This is a genomic window from Bradyrhizobium lablabi, assembly GCF_001440475.1.
Taxonomy (GTDB): Bacteria; Pseudomonadota; Alphaproteobacteria; order Rhizobiales; family Xanthobacteraceae; genus Bradyrhizobium; species Bradyrhizobium lablabi.
The window spans coordinates 94,252-110,754 of the sequence record NZ_LLYB01000094.1; the positions used below are offsets into that span (position 1 = coordinate 94,252).

At 64.0% G+C, this 16,503-nt stretch carries 13 protein-coding genes; 7 read left to right on the top strand and 6 right to left on the bottom strand.

The features are described 5' to 3' along the window. Positions 1-46: 46 nt before the first annotated feature. Positions 47-1,015 (bottom strand): LysR family transcriptional regulator, encoded by a 969-nt coding sequence (locus CQ14_RS27510; RefSeq protein ID WP_063800431.1) that lies wholly within the window; start codon positions 1,013-1,015, stop codon positions 47-49. Positions 1,016-1,436: 421 nt separating this feature from the next. Between CQ14_RS27510 and CQ14_RS27520 the strand changes: the two genes are divergently transcribed. From CQ14_RS27520 to CQ14_RS27540, 4 genes are all read left to right on the top strand, one after another. Further along, positions 1,437-2,696 (top strand): FAD-dependent oxidoreductase, encoded by a 1,260-nt coding sequence (locus CQ14_RS27520; protein WP_057860957.1) that lies wholly within the window; start codon positions 1,437-1,439, stop codon positions 2,694-2,696. Positions 2,697-3,045: 349 nt separating this feature from the next. Then, positions 3,046-3,972 (top strand): tripartite tricarboxylate transporter substrate binding protein, encoded by a 927-nt coding sequence (locus CQ14_RS27530; protein WP_057860959.1) that lies wholly within the window; start codon positions 3,046-3,048, stop codon positions 3,970-3,972. Positions 3,973-4,166: 194 nt separating this feature from the next. After that, a complete protein-coding gene (locus CQ14_RS27535) occupies positions 4,167-4,652 on the top strand; it encodes a tripartite tricarboxylate transporter TctB family protein (RefSeq protein ID WP_057860960.1) in 486 nt (161 codons plus the stop codon). 6 nt (positions 4,653-4,658) lie between these two features. Continuing rightward, positions 4,659-6,167: a tripartite tricarboxylate transporter permease gene (locus CQ14_RS27540; RefSeq protein WP_057860961.1), complete on the top strand. Its 1,509-nt coding sequence runs from the start codon at positions 4,659-4,661 to the stop codon at positions 6,165-6,167. Between the two features lie 167 nt (positions 6,168-6,334). On the opposite strand, the gene CQ14_RS27545 is transcribed toward CQ14_RS27540, so the two are convergent. Then, entirely contained in the window at positions 6,335-7,720 is a 1,386-nt protein-coding gene (locus CQ14_RS27545; protein ID WP_057860962.1) for a M20 family metallopeptidase, read from the bottom strand. 189 nt (positions 7,721-7,909) lie between these two features. Here CQ14_RS27545 and CQ14_RS27550 point away from each other — a divergent pair, with 189 nt between their 5' ends. After that, positions 7,910-9,298, top strand: a complete 1,389-nt coding sequence (locus CQ14_RS27550) for an LLM class flavin-dependent oxidoreductase (protein WP_057860963.1) — start codon at positions 7,910-7,912, stop codon at positions 9,296-9,298. 236 nt (positions 9,299-9,534) lie between these two features. Here the strand turns inward: CQ14_RS27550 and CQ14_RS27555 are convergent, their stop codons facing one another. The 3 genes from CQ14_RS27555 to CQ14_RS27565 all read right to left on the bottom strand — a co-directional run bounded on the left by CQ14_RS27555 (position 9,535) and on the right by CQ14_RS27565 (position 13,196). After that, positions 9,535-11,199, bottom strand: a complete 1,665-nt coding sequence (locus CQ14_RS27555; RefSeq protein ID WP_057860964.1) for a thiamine pyrophosphate-binding protein — start codon at positions 11,197-11,199, stop codon at positions 9,535-9,537. Between the two features lie 263 nt (positions 11,200-11,462). After that, entirely contained in the window at positions 11,463-11,975 is a 513-nt protein-coding gene (locus tag CQ14_RS27560; protein ID WP_057860965.1) for a GFA family protein, read from the bottom strand. A 96-nt stretch (positions 11,976-12,071) separates the two neighbouring features. Beyond that, a complete protein-coding gene (locus CQ14_RS27565) occupies positions 12,072-13,196 on the bottom strand; it encodes an alkene reductase (protein ID WP_057860966.1) in 1,125 nt (374 codons plus the stop codon). Positions 13,197-13,302: 106 nt separating this feature from the next. On the opposite strand from CQ14_RS27565, the gene CQ14_RS27570 reads away from it, so the two are divergent. Beyond that, on the top strand, positions 13,303-13,686 hold the full coding sequence (locus CQ14_RS27570) for a winged helix-turn-helix domain-containing protein (RefSeq protein ID WP_057860967.1): 384 nt from the start codon (positions 13,303-13,305) through the stop codon (positions 13,684-13,686). Between the two features lie 238 nt (positions 13,687-13,924). On the opposite strand, the gene CQ14_RS27575 is transcribed toward CQ14_RS27570, so the two are convergent. Further along, positions 13,925-15,421 carry an aldehyde dehydrogenase family protein gene (locus tag CQ14_RS27575; protein ID WP_057860968.1) on the bottom strand — a complete coding sequence of 499 codons (1,497 nt, stop codon included), beginning with the start codon at positions 15,419-15,421 and terminating at the stop codon, positions 13,925-13,927. Positions 15,422-15,615: 194 nt separating this feature from the next. Between CQ14_RS27575 and CQ14_RS27580 the strand changes: the two genes are divergently transcribed. Then, a complete protein-coding gene (locus CQ14_RS27580) occupies positions 15,616-16,467 on the top strand; it encodes an SDR family NAD(P)-dependent oxidoreductase (protein WP_057860969.1) in 852 nt (283 codons plus the stop codon). Positions 16,468-16,503 lie beyond the last annotated feature (36 nt).

Below are 16,503 nucleotides of genomic sequence, written 5' to 3' on the forward strand. Positions count from 1 at the left end.
CACGTAACTTCTCCCTCAAAAGGTTTCAGATGATTGCTCATCCACCCTAACTCAGCAACTTGCCGGGCCGTTTGGCCGGCGGTCTCGAGCCTGTCCTGGCAAGACCGCCTCCGGCATGCGCGGCACTATGCCTGCACAATTCGGACCAAAACAGATTTAGTGCCCGTTGGCCATCATGCATTCGACCCCTGAATGCGACTAAAGACAAAGGCAACGCCCATTTGTCGCCACCGATCGGGACCAGCCGCTTTCGGCCCGAAGCCGCCGCGGTGCCCTCCGTTAACCAAGCCACGCCGCGCCCGCCGAGCGCCATCCCGCACAATACGTCCGACATGTCGCTTTCGATGACCCGGACGCCGAAAATCGGGGCATTCTCCAGGATGAGATCGACCAGGCGGGCAAAGTAGACGCCGGGCGAATACATCAAGAGCGGCACCGGATGCGACGCCCGTCCCGGCAGCGATGCGCCGCCCTTCGCCACCAGCGCCTCGCTGGCATAGGGTCGCAGGAACTCTGTGCCGAGGATCACACGCTCGTAACGATCCGGGTCGAGATGGATCGGTTGCTGCGCGTGGTGGTAGCAGATCATCAGGTCCACATTCTCGGAGACCAGCGAGGTTACGAGATCGTGGATGTTGCCCACGACCACCGAACAGCTCAATCGCCGCTCCTGTGACCAGGCCTGCCACCATTGCGGCAATCGCGCGGTGGCCATCGCGAACGGCAGCGCGATGCGGATGTGCTCGTTGCGGTGAAGCGGCTTGCCGCCAAGCTCGAGACGGCTGTCGAGCATCTGCCGCAGCAGTTCGCCGGCATGCTCACGGAAGCGCTCGCCTTGCGGCGTGAGCTGCGTCGGGTAGACGCTGCGGTCGATCAGGTCGAAGCCGAGCCAGGCTTCCAGCGACTTGATGCGGCGGCTGAAGGCAGCCTGCGACGTATTCCGCCTTTCAGCCGCGCGGGTGAAATTGCCGGTCTCGGCCACCATCAGAAAATCCTGCAGCCAGCGAAGCTCCATCACACTCCTCGCTTTGCAGGCGATCGCAGCGCCACGGCCGCGATAACCGCCTTCGGGCAGCCCATGGAAGCGGACGCCCACCGGCGCTGGTTGAGAACAGGAAATGTGATGCCCCATGCCGGCAAACGTAGCGGATCGGGCTGCGGCATGACCAATGCAAGCTTTGCATCGCCCCGCGTCGCCGCCGTCTCTGCGGCAATTTCCCTGATTCCTTGCCCGCCCATGTCAGCCGTTCCGCGATCCGCCGCCGATGTCCTCGCCTTCATTAGCCTGCCACGCCGCCGACAGGTTATGCAAATTTTGCATCATGCAGACTTGGCATCAATGGCGGCGTTCGGACGCCTTAAACCTGGTGGGTGACAACCCCTTCGCCCGATCGGCTCATGGCTTCGATCGGTCGATCATCAGGATGAGACCAGAGATGAAAATCTGTGTACTGGGCGCCGGCGTCATCGGACTGACGACCGCATGGTGCCTTGCCGAGGCCGGCCACGACGTCGTCATCGTCGATCGGCACACTTCCACCGCGAAAGATGCCAGCGCCGCCAACGGCGCCCAGCTCTCTTACGCGTTCGTGGCGCCGCTGGCGTCGCCGGCAACCCTGAAGAAGCTGCCGTCGCTGCTGCTGTCGCCGGAATCGCCGATGCGCATCCGCGCCGGCCTCGATCCAGCCTTGATCTCCTGGGGCCTGCGCTTCCTCTTCGCCTGCCGGCCGGCAGCCGTGCGCGAGACCGTTGCAGCGCAGCTCGCGCTCGCCGCCTTGAGCCGAAGCGAACTGGCGCGGCTGTCGCAAAGCCTGATGCTCTCATTCGGATTGCGAACCGCCGGCAAGCTCGTCATATTCCGGCGCCAGAGCGAATTCGACGCAGCTCGGCGCGCGATCACCGCGAATCCCGGCGAGGATGGCCAACAGGCATTGACGCCGGCGGAATGCCTTTCGCTCGAGCCCGCGCTCAGGCTCGATGCCGGCGAACTCGCAGGCGGCATTTTCACAGCCTCGGAGCAGGTCGGCGATTGCGCGGCATTTTGCGCGGGCCTCACGTCCCGACTGAAACGGCAACGCAACGTCGAATGGGTACTCGGCACAGAAGTTCGCGGGCCGGTTCGATCCGGCGGCCGGCTGGTGGCCATCGACACGGACAAAGGCCATGTGCAGGCGGATCATTTCGTTTTGTGCATGGGCGCGGCATCGGCTGCATTTGCGAAAGCGTGCGGATTCCATCTGCCGATCTATCCGCTCAAGGGCTACAGCATCACCCTTTCACCGGCGACGGGGGCGCCCGTGCTTCGGCACAGCGTTACCGATATGGAGCGCAAACTGGTGTTTGCCCCGCTGGCGCGCGATGACCGTACCGCCATCAGGGTTGCCGGCATTGCCGATCTCGAACGCGGCACCACGATCGATGCAGAACGCCTCGACGTGTTGCGCCGCGCTTCAGCCGAATTGCTTGGGATCGAAGCGACGGGCGACGTCGAGCCCTGGTGCGGGCTTCGTCCGACGACGCCCGACAGCCGGCCGATCATCGGCTGGTCGCCGCTCGACGGCCTCTTCATCAATTCAGGCCACGGCATGCTCGGCTGGACGCTGGCATGCGGCAGCGCGCGGCTGACGGCTGACATGATCGAGTGCAAGCGCTCGGTCACCACGGCGAGCGCGTTTGCCCTGCGCCGCGCCGCCTGACGGGCAACAACGTTGCAAACGAGCGGAACCGACCGCCCGGGCCGATCCGCGCCATATCTTGGCCAAAACATGCACGATGCGGCGCCACCGAAATTCCGCAATCCGGGATGCCGCAGCAGACCAATTGTCGCATGCATCATTTCCAGCTTGTTGCGGCGCGGATGGCGCGAGCCACCGCGGCCAACAAGCTTTTCTTCCAGGGCGATTTCAGGGAAGATCGCGCGCGGGAAAGAAAACAAGCGGCTCCGGTATCAAGGGAAGCCGCAGGGGAGTGTTGCATATGTTTCGATTTGCGTTTCGACGTGTATTTCCACTTGGTCGTCTGACGATCGCCGTCGTCGCCCTCGGGATGCTGGTCTCAGCAACCGCCGGCGCGCAGGAATATCCCACCAAACCGATCACGCTGATCGTCCCGTGGCCCGCGGGGGGCTCGACCGATATCTCGATGCGGGCGATCGCCGAAAGCGCATCCAAGGTGCTTGGACAGCCGATCGCCATCGACAACAAGGCCGGTGGCGGCGGCACTGTCGGCCCGGCCACCATGGCGGCGGCGGGAAAGCCGGACGGCTACACCATCGCGCAGATTCCGATCACGGTGTTTCGCCTGCCCTTGATGCAGGAAGTCTCCTGGAATCCCGACAAGGACTTCACCTACATCGTTCATCTCACCGGCTACACCTTCGGCGTCACCACCAGCGCCGAGTCGCCATTCAAGACCTGGCAGGACGTGATCGACTACGCCAAGCAAAATCCCGGCAAGGTGACCTACGCGACGCCGGGCGCCGGCACGTCGCTGCATATCGGCATGGAGCAGATGGCGTCCATGGCCGGCATCAAGCTGACGCAGGTGCCGTTCAAGGGCGGCGCGGAAACCAACGCCGCGGTGCTCGGACAGCACACCATGCTGCAGGCGGATTCGACCGGCTGGCGGCCGCTGGTCGACGCCGGCAAGTTGCGGCTTCTGATGGTGTGGACCTCGGCGCGTTCGCCGAACTACCCCGAGGTGCCGACGCTGAAGGAGCTCGGCTATCCCATGGTCTATGATTCCCCGTTCGGCATCGCCGGGCCGAAGGGCATGGATCCGAAGATCGTCGCCAAGCTGCACGACGCCTTCAAGAAGGCACTTGATGATCCGGCCGTGATCGCCACGCTCGCCAAATTCGACATGGTGCCGAACTACAAGAACACGGAAGACTACAAGAAGTTCGTCGTCGAAGTTACCGAGTCCGAGCGCAAGGTGATCGACAAGCTCGGACTGGCGAAGAAGACGAACTGAACTCCTGCCACGTCCCGGACGCGGTGCAGCGTGCAACGCTGCTCCGCGGAGCCGGGACCCACTGCACCCGCATACGCTACACTTGCAAACACATGGACCCGGCTCTGCAGCGCTCCGCCATAGCGCGTCAAGACGCGCGTAAACGCGCTAACGGCACTGCGCAGCGTCCGGGGAACGGCTGAGAGAGTGTATCAATGAGTGATCAATCCAACGTCAAATTCCGCCTCAACAACTCCGAACTGTGGGGCGGGCTGATCGGGCTTGCGCTCGGCGGCTTCGTGATCTGGTCCGGGCTCAAGCTGAAGCTCGGCACCATCAACGATCCCGGATCGGGCTACGTCCTGTTCTATACCGGCATCCTGATGTGCCTGTTCGCCGTCTCGATCATCATCGCGGCGCTCACCGAGGGCGGACCGACCTTCGGCTCGCGCTGGCAGAACACGCGCTGGACCAAGCCAGTGATCGTCATCGCCTGTCTCACCGCGTTTTCTTTTGCGCTCAATCCGCTCGGCTTCCTGCTGTCGTCGATCCCGCTGATGCTGCTGTTGTTGCGGCTGATCGACCCGGTGCGCTGGCAGCTTGCGATCCCGATCGCCGTGCTGGTCCCGCTCGGCATGTGGTGGATCCTCAAACGCTTGCTCCTGATCCAACTGCCTTCCGGCATCTTTGAAATCGGCTGACGCACCATGGACACGCTCATCAACGTCGCGCATGGCTTTGGCGTCGCTCTTCAGCCAGTCAATCTGATCTACTGTTTCATCGGCGTCTTTATCGGCACGCTGGTCGGTGTGCTGCCCGGCATCGGCCCGATCTCGGCGATGTCGCTGCTGTTGCCGATCACGCTGTCAGGCACGCCGGAATCCGGCATCATCATGATGGCGGGCATCTATTACGGCTCGATGTATGGCGGCTCGACCACCTCGATCCTGGTCAACATTCCCGGCGAAGCCGCTTCCGTCGTCACCTGCATCGACGGGCATCAGATGGCGAAACAGGGCCGCGCCGGTCCGGCACTCGGCATCGCCGCGTTCGGCTCGTTCATCGCCGGCACCTTCGCGCTGATCGCGCTGATGCTGGTGGCGCCCAAGCTCGCCAGCGTCGCGATCGCCTTCGGTCCGGCCGAATATTTCAGCCTAATGGTGCTCGGCCTCGTTGTGCTCACCTTCCTGACGCAGGGCTCGATGGCGAAAGCGCTGTTGATGGCCTGCATCGGCATCGTGCTCGGCCTGATCGGGCTCGACAGCATCACCGCACAGCCGCGCCTGACCTTCGGCCGGGTCGAACTGATCGACGGCATTGGCCTGGTGCCGGTCGTCATGGGCCTGTTCGGCGTCGCCGAAGTATTGCTCAACACCGAACAGGTCATCAAGCGCGACGTCATCAACGCCAGGATCACGCATCTGTTGCCGAGCCGAGCGGACTGGAAGGCCAGCGCCGGCCCGATGTCGCGCGGAACGATCATGGGATTCTTTCTCGGCATTTTGCCGGGCGGCGGCGCGGTCGTCGCCTCGTTCGGCTCGTATGCGCTGGAGAAGCGGCTATCCAAGACACCGGAGCGGTTCGGCAACGGCGCCATCGAGGGCGTGGCGGGACCGGAGGCCGCCAACAATGCCGCCGCCGGCGGCGCCTTCATTCCGCTGATGACGCTCGGCATTCCACCGAACGTGGTGATGGCGCTGCTGCTCGGCGCCTTCGTCATTCACGGGCTGCAGCCGGGCCCGCTGATGATCACGCAGAACCCGGGCCTGTTCTGGGGCATCGTCGCCAGCATGTATATCGGCAACCTGATGCTGCTGGTGCTGAACCTGCCGATGATCGGCATGTGGGTTCAGTTGCTCAAGCTGCCGTACAATATCTTGTTTCCGCTGATCATCCTGTTCACCATCATCGGCGTCTATTGCTCGAGCAATAACGTGTTCGACGTCTATGTGATGATCGCGTTCGGCATCATCGGCTATTTCATGCGCAAGCTCGGCTACGAGCCAGCGCCATTGGTGCTGGCCTTCGTGCTGGGACCGATGCTGGAGAACAATTTGCGCAAATCGTTGATCCTCTCGCAAGGTAATCTGATGACCTTCATCGAGCGGCCGATCTCGGCCGCCTGCCTCGCGCTGGCGGTCGTGCTGCTGGTCGGCCCGCTGCTGCCGGCCCTGCGCAAGAAGCGCGAAATGGTCGCGCTGGATGAGGGGGCGTGAGGTCTCTCACTCCCTCTCCCCGCTCTTCGCGGGGAGAGGGTCGGGGTGAGGGGCTCCATCCGCGAGTGATGCACGCGGTAAGTCCGGTGCCCCCTCACCCGGATCGCAATAGCGATCCGACCTCTCCCCGCAAGCGGGGCGAGGTTAGGTCTGAACCGGCCTATCTTCTAGAATGCTCGCTTCTTCTCGCCGAGGTCCCAGAAGATCCCTGCCATGATCGCCAGCGCCTCCTCCGTCACCGGCAGTAGAATGTGCTCATCCGGCGCGTGCTGCGAGCAGCCGGCATAGGAATGCGGCACCCAGATCGTCGGCAGCCCCAGGCCTTCGGCAAATACGTCGTTCGGCAGCGAGCCCCCGAAATTCGGCAGGATCGCCGGCGCCTTGCCCGTCGTCTTCAGGATCGAGTTCGCCGTCCAGTTCACCCAGGGGCTGTCGACATCAGTGCGCGAGGCGGCGAAGCGCTGTGCGCCGCTGACCTGCACCATCGGAAAGCCATTGGCATGCAGATGCGCGCGCACGGCGTCGACGACTTCTTCGTATCTGGTGCCGACGACGAAGCGAAGCTGCAGCACGGCGTTGGCGTGCCCGGGAATCGCGTTCGCCGGCTTCTCGATATTCCCCGACGACATCGCCAGAACTTCCAGCGTATTCCAGGCGAACAGCCGCTCGGCTGGCGTCAGTCCCTCTTCGCCCCAGTCGGCCGCCAGCGCCGGCTCATCCGCGGTCGGCTCGATCTTCACGTCCGCTAGCGCCGCGCGAACGGCGTTCGATATCCGCGGCGGCTTCAGCGCATCGAGCTTCATCCGCCCCTTGCCGTCGACGAGGCTCGCGATGGCATTGCAAAGGATCGTCGCGGGATTGGCGAGTACGCCGCCCCAATTGCCGGAATGATTGCCACCCTCACGCAGATTGACGTCGAGATGAATGCGGTTGCCGCCACGGCAGCCGAGGAAAATGGTCGGGCGTTCTATCGACAGCCGCGGCCCGTCAGACGCCAGGAACAGATCGGCCTTCAACTCCTCGCGGTGGGCCTCGCAGACCTGCCGCAGATCGGGCGAGCCGATCTCCTCGCCGGTCTCGATGATGAATTTGGCGTTGAAGCCAAGCTTGCCGCCGCGGGTCTCGCGCACGGCGCGGAGTGCCGCGAGATTGATGCTGTGCTGGCCCTTGTTGTCGGCGGTACCGCGGCCATAGACGCGCTCGCCTTTGGTGGTGATTTTCCAGGGATCGAGATTGTCGCGCCACTCGCCTTCCATGCCATCGACGACATCGCCATGGCCATAGGTGAGCACCGTCGGCAGCGAAGCATCTTCGCGATAGTCCGCCAGCAGATACGGACCCCTGCCGGAAGGCGATTCGATCAGGCGGGTGGAGAAGTCGAGCGCGGCGAAAGCAGGCTGAAGGTCCTCGACGAGATAGGCGCGCAACGCGTCCTCGCAGCCGGGATTCTGGCTCTCGGTCTTATATCCAACCCTGCGGCCTAGTTCGGCGAGAAACGCGCCGGAATGGAGATACTCGCGTGCCCGCGCCACCGCGGCGGCCCTGTCAGCCATATTTTCTTCCTTTGTTCGTTGCCGTGTTTGGCAGCAACCTATCGGGATAAGCCGCTCGCTGGAAGTGGCAGGGCGTGCCGAATGGGGTCTTGCCAAACGCAGCGGGGATGCAACAATTTCGGGCAACAGCCCGGCGTTTAAGCGGGCGGATGCGCGAGGGAACTCTTGCGCACATTCGAGGCTAGCTTCATGACAAAACAAATCCGGCTCAACGCCTTCGCCATGAACTGCGTGGCGCATCAATCGCCGGGGCTCTGGACCCATCCGCGCGACCGCACCCTCGGCTACAACCGCCTGCCCTACTGGCTCGATCTGGCGAAAACGCTGGAGCGCGGCCGGTTCGACGGACTGTTTCTCGCCGACGTGCTCGGCGTCTACGACGTGTTCGGCAACAGCCCGGACGCGGCGCTGCGCAACGCCGCGCAGACGCCAGCCAACGAACCCTTGATGCTGATCCCGGCGATGGCGGCGGTGACGCAGAATCTCGGCTTCGGCGTCACCAGCAATCTCTCCTTCGAGCCGCCCTACCCGTTTGCGCGGCGCATGTCGACGCTCGATCATCTCACCGAGGGCCGCGTCGGCTGGAACGTGGTGACCGGCTATCTCGACAGCGCCGCCCGCGGCGCCGGCAAGGACAAGCAAACCGCGCATGACGACCGATACGAGATCGCGGATGAATATATGGAGCTGGTCTACAAGCTCTGGGAGGGAAGCTGGGAGGACGGCGCCGTGCTGCGCGACCGCGCGCGCGGCGTTTTTGCGGATCCTTCCAAGGTTCATCGCATCCAGCACGAAGGCAACAATTACCGGCTCAACGCCATTCATTTGAGCGAACCGTCGCCACAGCGCACGCCAGTGCTGTATCAGGCCGGTACCTCGCCGCGTGGCCGGCAATTCGCCGCCCAGCATGCCGAATGCGTGTTCATGTCGGGGCCCTCGGCCAAGATCATCGGTCCTCGGGTGGCCGCGATCCGGGCGCTGGCGCAGGAGATCGGGCGCAACCCGGCTGAAATCCTGATGTTCTCGATGATGACGATCATTCTCGGCCGCACCGAGGCCGAAGCAAAGGCGAAATACGCCGACTACCGCAAACACATCGCGCCCGAGGGGGCGCTCGCGCTGATGTCGGGCTGGATGGGCGTCGATTTCTCGAATTACGACCTCGAGCAGCAGGTGCGCCATGTCCAAAACGATGCCGGCCGCACCGCGCTTGATAACGTCACGCGCGCCGATCCTGACAGGGTCTGGACCGTGCGCGAGGTCGTAGAGCATGTCGGGATCGGCGGCGCTGGCCCGGTCGTGGTCGGCACGCCCGAGAAGGTTGCCGACGATATCGAGGCCTGGTTCGAGCAGACCGACGTCGACGGCCTCAACGTCGCCTTCGCCACCTCGCCCGGCGATTTCGAGGATATCGCCGACATGCTGGTGCCGGAACTGACGCGGCGCGGGCGGTACAAGAGCGAGTATGCCGAGGGGACGTTGCGGGAGAAGCTGTTCGGCAAGGGCCGTGCGCGGCTGACGGAGCAGCATCCGGCGGCGAGGTATCGTGTTGGGCCGAAGGCAGCGGCTGCGGAATAACTTGTAGGGTGCGCAAAGGCGCACTTAGCGCCGTGCCCACCATCTATCCGCATCGCGCTTGCGAATGGTGGGCACGCTTCGCTTTGCCCACCCTACGATTCCTCCACGCGTCATTGCGAGGAGCCAACGGGTCCGGTCTTCGGCCGGCCCGATGACAGGCTCCGCGACGAAGCAATCCATGCTTCCGTTATGCCGCAAGATGGATTGCTTCGCTTCGCCCGCAATGACGGGGGTAATCAATTCACCGAATTGCTCACGACCACTTCGATCAGCTTCGCACCCGGGCGGCTGAAGGCCGACGACAACACCGACTTCAACTCGCCGGGATCGGTCACCTTCGTCGCCTCAAGCCCCAGCGATCTGGCAACGCCGGTAAAATCTACCGGCGGATCCACAAAATCCATGCCGACGTAATGATCGTCGCCATGGAAGGCGAGCAGCCGCTGCTTGATGATGCGGTAGCCGCCATTGTTCACGATCACGAATGTCAGCGGCAGCTTGTGGTTCGCCGCGGTCCACAGCGATTGGATCGAATACATCGAGCTGCCATCGCCGGAGTAACAGACGACCGGCCGCTGCGGATTGGCGAGACTGACGCCGACGGACGCCGGCAATCCCCAGCCGATGCCGCCCGAGGCCAGCGCGTGATAGCCATAGCGATCGCGATGCGGACGCAGCGCGATCATCTGCCGCGACGACGTCAGTCCCTCGTCGACCAGGATCGCGTTATCAGGCATCGCCTCGACCACCTGCAGCGCCAGCCAGTCCGGATCGATCGGCGAGGTCTTGGCATGCTTCGAAATTTGTTCGATCAGCGGCTTGCGCCGGGCTGTCCAGTTCTTCGACGCCAACGTGTCCAATCCACGGCGTGCACGCGCCTGCAGCCCGCTGCCGCCGGCGGTCTTCAGTGCCGGCACCAGCGCCCGTAAAGTCTCCTTCACGTCGGCCTTCAGCGCGATGTCCACGCCGTAATTCCTGGCGAGGTCGTGATCGACCAGTCCAACCTGAACGATCGATAACCCGTCCGGCAACGGATCGGTCTCGCTGTAGACCGACATCCGTAAGGGATCGCCGCCGAGCGCGATGAGGAGATCGTAGGGCGCGAGCGTCTCGCGGGCGATTTTCTGGATGCGCGCGATCGCGCCCATGAAGCACGGGCTTTCGGAGAGGAAATGCGCGCCATAGGGCGTCGACGACTGATACGCCGGACAGCCCAGCGTTTCCGCCAGTTCAGCGGCCTCGCGCAATGCATCGCTCTTGACGATCTCGTCGCCGACGATGATCACCGGCCGCTCGGCTCTCAGGATGCGCGCCGTCAGTGCCTGCAGCGCCTCTTCCGACGGCTTGACGCTTGTATCGACGCGGGTCGAGCGGCCGAGTTCGATGCCGGCTTCGGAATTGAGGATATCGCCCGGCAGCGAGATGAAGACCGGTCCCGTCGGCGGCGTGGTCGCGATCTTGGCGGCGCGGCGCACGATCCGCGGCAGATCCTCCAGCCGCGTGACTTCCACCGCCCATTTCACCAAAGGCTGCGCCATCTGCACCAGCGGGCCATAGAGCACCGGCTCGGTCAGGCCGTGGCCCTGCTCCTGCTGGCCGGCGGTGAGGATCAGGGGCGTGCCGGTGAAACTGGCGTTGTAGAGCGAGCCCATCGCATTGCCGAGGCCGGGCGCGACATGGACGTTGCAGGCAACGAGCTTGCCCGACGCGCGGCTGAAACCGTCGGCCATGGCGACGACCAGGCTTTCCTGCATCGCCATCACATAGGTGAGGTCGGGGTGGTCCTTCAGCGCGTGCATGATCGGCAATTCGGTGGTGCCGGGATTGCCGAACAGATGCGTGACGCCCTCGTCCTTCAACAGCGCAAGGAATGCGGAGCGGCCGGTGATCTTGTTCTTCATTTTTCCTCCCGCCCGCCGCTTCGTCGACGTGCGAGGCAAAGGCAGATGATCAAACTTGAGGGTTGTGTGCAATGGAGCGAGGTCATGGCTGCCCTGCGCGGACACTTCGCATCCCGGCGCGGTGAACCGGGGGCCCCGGACACAAAATCGCGAAAACAACCCCATGCAAAGTAGAATGGGCCGCGGCTCGCAGCCCTCAGGCCGCTTGCGCCGGGGGCACGAGATGGTCAGGTCGTCACGGCCCAACCTGATCTCATGCCGCCCTAGACCATCCCTTCACGGTCGGCCCGCTTCTTCTTTTTCGAGCGCTGCCAGACCACGCCGGGATATCCCTTCAGCGGCACCAGCGGCTCGCCGGTGTAGGCCCATTCCTGCAGCTCCTCGATGGCGATGTGATAGAGCGGCTGACGGCCGGTGCGGCCCGAGAATAGCGCGCGGGGAATATTGACCATATGGGGCGAGCGCGGGCGTTCATAGGCCACCGGCGTGCCGCAGTTGGAGCAAAAGCTTCGTACGGTCTTGGTGGCCTCGTCTTCGTACCGTGCAAGGCTGGTCTTGCCCCTGGTGATCCGAAAACGCTTGCGCCAGCTCCCGACATAGGTCGCATATGCCGCACCATGCGCTCGGCGGCTCGACGGCGAATGATCGTGCCAGGCCCAGCGCGCCGGCACGTCGATCTCGAAGGCGACCTTGCCGCACAGGCATTGACCGGCGGCGGGTTTGCCGAGCGCGACAGCCTTGGTTTTCTTTTTCTCTAATTCCTCTTCCGGAAACATGGCGAGCCCTTGTAGCCCGGATGAGCGAAGCGACATCCGGGAACGCTGCTGATACCGGCCCCGGATATCGCTTCGCTCATCCGGGCTACGATCTGGTCACGCCTGCTCCAGCTCGTCGTGCTCCGGATAATCCGTATAGCCTGCCACGTCGCCGCCGTAGAAGGTGGCGCGGTTGTAGGGCGTCAGCGGGAAGCCGCGCTGCAAACGCCGCGGCAGGTCCGGATTCGAAATGAAGATGCGGCCGAAGGCGACGGCATCGGCATGGCCGTCCCGGATCGCCGCATCGGCGGTCTCGCCGGTGAAGCCGCCGGCGGTGATCAGCACGCCCTTCCAGATCGGGCGGAACAGCACCATCGCGGACGGCACGTTCTGGTGGTTGACCTCGGCGCGGCCGGCGCCGGAGGAGCGCGGCTCGATGAAATGCAGATAGGCCAGCCCAAGCGGATTGAGCTGCTCGACAGCATAGGTGTAGAGCGACATCGGGTCCGGTTCACCGCTGCCATTGGCGACGCCATAGGGCGACAGCCGCAAGCCGACGCGGTCGGCGCCCCAGACCTCGACCACTGCCTGCGTCACCTCCATCAGGAAACGCACGCGGTTCGGTATAGAGCCGCCATACTGATCGGTGCGCAGGTTGGTGTGCGACTGCAGAAACTGCTCGATCAGATAGCCATTGGCGCCGTGCACCTCGACGCCGTCGAAGCCGGCAGCAAGCGCGTTCTTCGCGGCCTGGCGATAGGCATCGATGATGACTGGTATTTCCGATGTCTCGAGCGCGCGCGGCGTCTCGTAGAGCACCGCCTTGCCATCGGCCGTGCCGGTCTTGAGATCGGCGATCGGCACCGCCGATGGCGCCACCGGCAGCACGCCGCCCGGCTGGAACGAGGAATGCGAGACCCGTCCGACATGCCAGAGCTGCAGGAAAATAATTCCGCCCTTGGCATGAACCGCATCGACCACCTCGCGCCAGCCTTCGATCTGCGCTTCCGTATAGATGCCGGGCACGCCGGGGCTGCCGAATCCCGTCGCCATCACGGGCGAGGCTTCGGCGATCAGCAATCCGCCCGGCGTCGCGCGCTGCGCGTAATACTCCGCATTCAACGGCCGCGGCGCCAGCGAGGGCTTGGTCGCCCGCATCCGCGTCAGCGGCGCCAATGCGAGACGATGCCGGAGCTGATAGGGACCGACCTTGAGCGGCGAAAACAGCGATGGATATTTCATGTCTTACCCAGAACCCCGTGTTGATACGGATATGTAACCGCTTCAGCTTGTTCGTAAAAGGCTCCGGTGGCAATCTTGCCACGCGCTGCAAGAGAGCAGGTCGCCCATGCCGAAAACGAACGCCAGATCGCTGCCTTCGCTGAGCGTCCGGATCGATCTGGCCGACGAGGCACGCATCGGACCCGGCAAGATTCAGTTGCTGGAGAGTATCGGCGCCTGCGGCTCGATCTCGGCCGCTGGCCGCGCGATGGACATGTCCTACAAGCGCGCCTGGGATCTGGTCGACGAAATCAACCGCATCTGCCGGCAGGCCGCAGTCGAGCGCCAAACCGGCGGCAAGAACGGCGGCGGCGCGGTACTGACGCCGTTCGGCACGTCGTTGATTGCGCGCTATCGCAAGATCGAACGCAATGCGGCCAGCGCCGCGCGCAAGGAGCTCGAGGCGCTGAGCAAGGAGATCGGGCGGCCGAAGAAGGCCGCCAGCCGGTAAAAGAGAAAGTGATGGCTCGAAGCCGCCGCAGACTCTCTTCACCTCTCCCGCTTGCGGGGGAGGTCGGATCGCATCGGATGATGCGATCCGGGTGGGGGCTCTCTCCACCTTATGACTCGTGGAGAGAGCCCCCACCCACAGCCGATGCTCCGCATCGGCGTTCTACTAAAGAACGGCGGCCATGGGCCGCCTATGCCTCCCCCGCAAGCGGGAGAGGGTGCGCAGTCCCTACGCGGCGCTAACCGGTCTTGATCCAGACCGCTTTGACGTTGAGATATTCCTCGACGTGCTGCTTGCCGGACTCGCGGCCATAACCGCTCATCTTGTAGCCGCCGAACGGCACGGCCGGATCCATTGCCTGATAGCAGTTGACCCAGACCGAGCCGGCGCGCAGCGCCTTCGCAACCTGATGCGCCTTGCTGACATTGGTGGTCCAGACGCCGCTGCCAAGGCCGAAGGTGGTGGCATTGGCGCGCTTGACCAACTCATCGGTGTCCTTGAAGGAAATCGCCGAGATCACCGGCCCGAAGATCTCTTCCTGCGCAATCCGCATATTGTCCTGCACATTGGCGAACACGGTCGGCTGCACGAAGAATCCCTTCGAAAGCGCGCCTTCGGTCAGGCGGCCGCCGCCGACCATCGCCTTGGCGCCCTCCTTCTGGCCGATGTCGAGATAGCCGGTGACGCGCGCAAGCTGATCCTTCGACACCAGTGGCCCGATCTGGGTATTCGGATCGATCCCGTTGCCGACCTGCAGCTTCTTGCCGAATTCGGCGACGCGGCCGACGAACTCGTCATAGACCTTCTGTTCGACGAACAGCCGCGTACCGGCGCTGCAGATCTGGCCCGAATTGGCGAACACCGCCATCGCGGCGCCCGGCACCGCGGCGTCGAGATCGGCATCGGCGAACACGATGTCGGGTGACTTGCCGCCGAGTTCGAGCGACACGCGCTTGAGGTTGCCGGCGGAGGCGCGGATGATCGATTGCCCCGTGATATGCGAGCCGGTGAACGCGACCTTGTCGACATCGGGATGTGAAGCCAGCGTAGCGCCCGCGGTTTCGCCATAGCCGGGCACGACGTTGACGACGCCGGGCGGAACGCCGGCTTCCATGCAGAGCTCGGCGAGCCGCAACGAGGTCAGCGGCGCTTCCTCGGCAGGCTTCAGCACCACCGTGCATCCGGTTGCGATCGCGGGGCCGATCTTCCAGACCGTCGCGGCGAGCGGTCCGTTCCAGGGAATGATCGCACCGACGACGCCGATCGGCTCCTTCAGCGTGTAGGAGAAGATCTCGCCGGGCAGCGAGTTCTCGATGGTTTCGCCGTGCAGCGCCGTCGCCTGCCCGGCGTAATAGCGCAGCATGCCGAGCACACGCAGCTTGTTGCCGCGGGTGCGGCTGATCGGCGCGCCCATGTCCAGCGTGTCGAGCTGCGACAGTTCCTCGAAATTCTTCTCGACGAGATCGGCGAGCTTCAACAACAGGCTCTGCCGCTCATACGGCTTGACCTTGCTCCACGGCCCCTCGAAGGCGCGGCGGGCCGCCGCCACGGCGCGGTTGATGTCCTCCGCGTCGCCTTCGGCGACGGTTGCGAGCAATTCGCCGGTCGCCGGATTATGGGTCTCGAACCGCTTCCCGGAGGCGGCATCGACCCATTGGCCGTCGATCAGCATCTTCTTGTAGGAGCCGTCCGCATAGGGATGACGGGTGATCGGAATTGCCTGTGTGACAGCCATGTCTACACTCCCTTGAAGTCAGGATTCTTGTGGTCGCTATATTTGACTATCTATAACGATGGGCGGGAAACCGTAACGCAGCCGAACGCTTGCCGAAAGCGGCCGACGCGAAGACCTCCCATGCCCGTTCGTCCATGGTAGTCTGGGGTATCCGTCCAGCGAAACCATACCTCAGATATGTCCGGAGAATGACGATGCCCCATCCCGCAATGTCGCCAAATCATGTTGCCGTGATCACCGGGGGCGCCTCCGGCATCGGGCTGGCTGCCGCGACGCGTTTCGCCGGCTTCGGTATGAAGGTGTGCATCGCCGATATCGGCGCCGAGCGCCTCGCCGAGGCCGCGGCCAAACTGGCGTCTGTCGCCAAGGGCGGCGCGGCGGACATCATGACGGCATCGGTCGACGTCAGCCGCTTCGATGACGTGGCCGGACTTGAAACCGCGGTGCAAAAGCGGTTCGGCGGTACCGACATCCTGATGAACAATGCCGGCATCGGCCCCGACAGCAACAGCTTTGGTCCGCTGGAGAACTGGCAGCGCATTCTGGCGGTGAACCTGTGGGGCGTCATTCACGGCACGCAGGCTTTTGTACCTTACATGGTCGAACGCGGGCGACCCGGCCTCGTGATCAACACCGGCTCCAAGCAGGGCATCACCACGCCGCCCGGCAATCCCGCCTACAACGTCTCGAAGGCCGGCGTGAAAGCGCAGACGGAGGCGCTGCAGCACGAATTGCGAAACCTGCCGGGCTGCCAGATCAGCGCGCATCTGATGATCCCCGGTCACGTCTTCACGGCCCTGACCGCGCGCGGCCGCAGCGAGAAGCCGCCCGGCGCCTGGACGCCGGAGCAGACCGTCGACTTCATGATCGCACGCATCGACGCTGGCGATTTCTACATCCTGTGCCCGGACAACGATGTGCCACGACAACTCGACGAACGGCGCATGCTATGGGCCGCCGGCGACATCGTCGAAAATCGGCCCGCGCTGTCGCGCTGGCATCCGGATTACGCGGAGGCGTTTGCGAAGTTCGTGAAGGGAGAATGATTGGGCGGGTGCACCCTCTCCCCTTGTGGGAGAGGG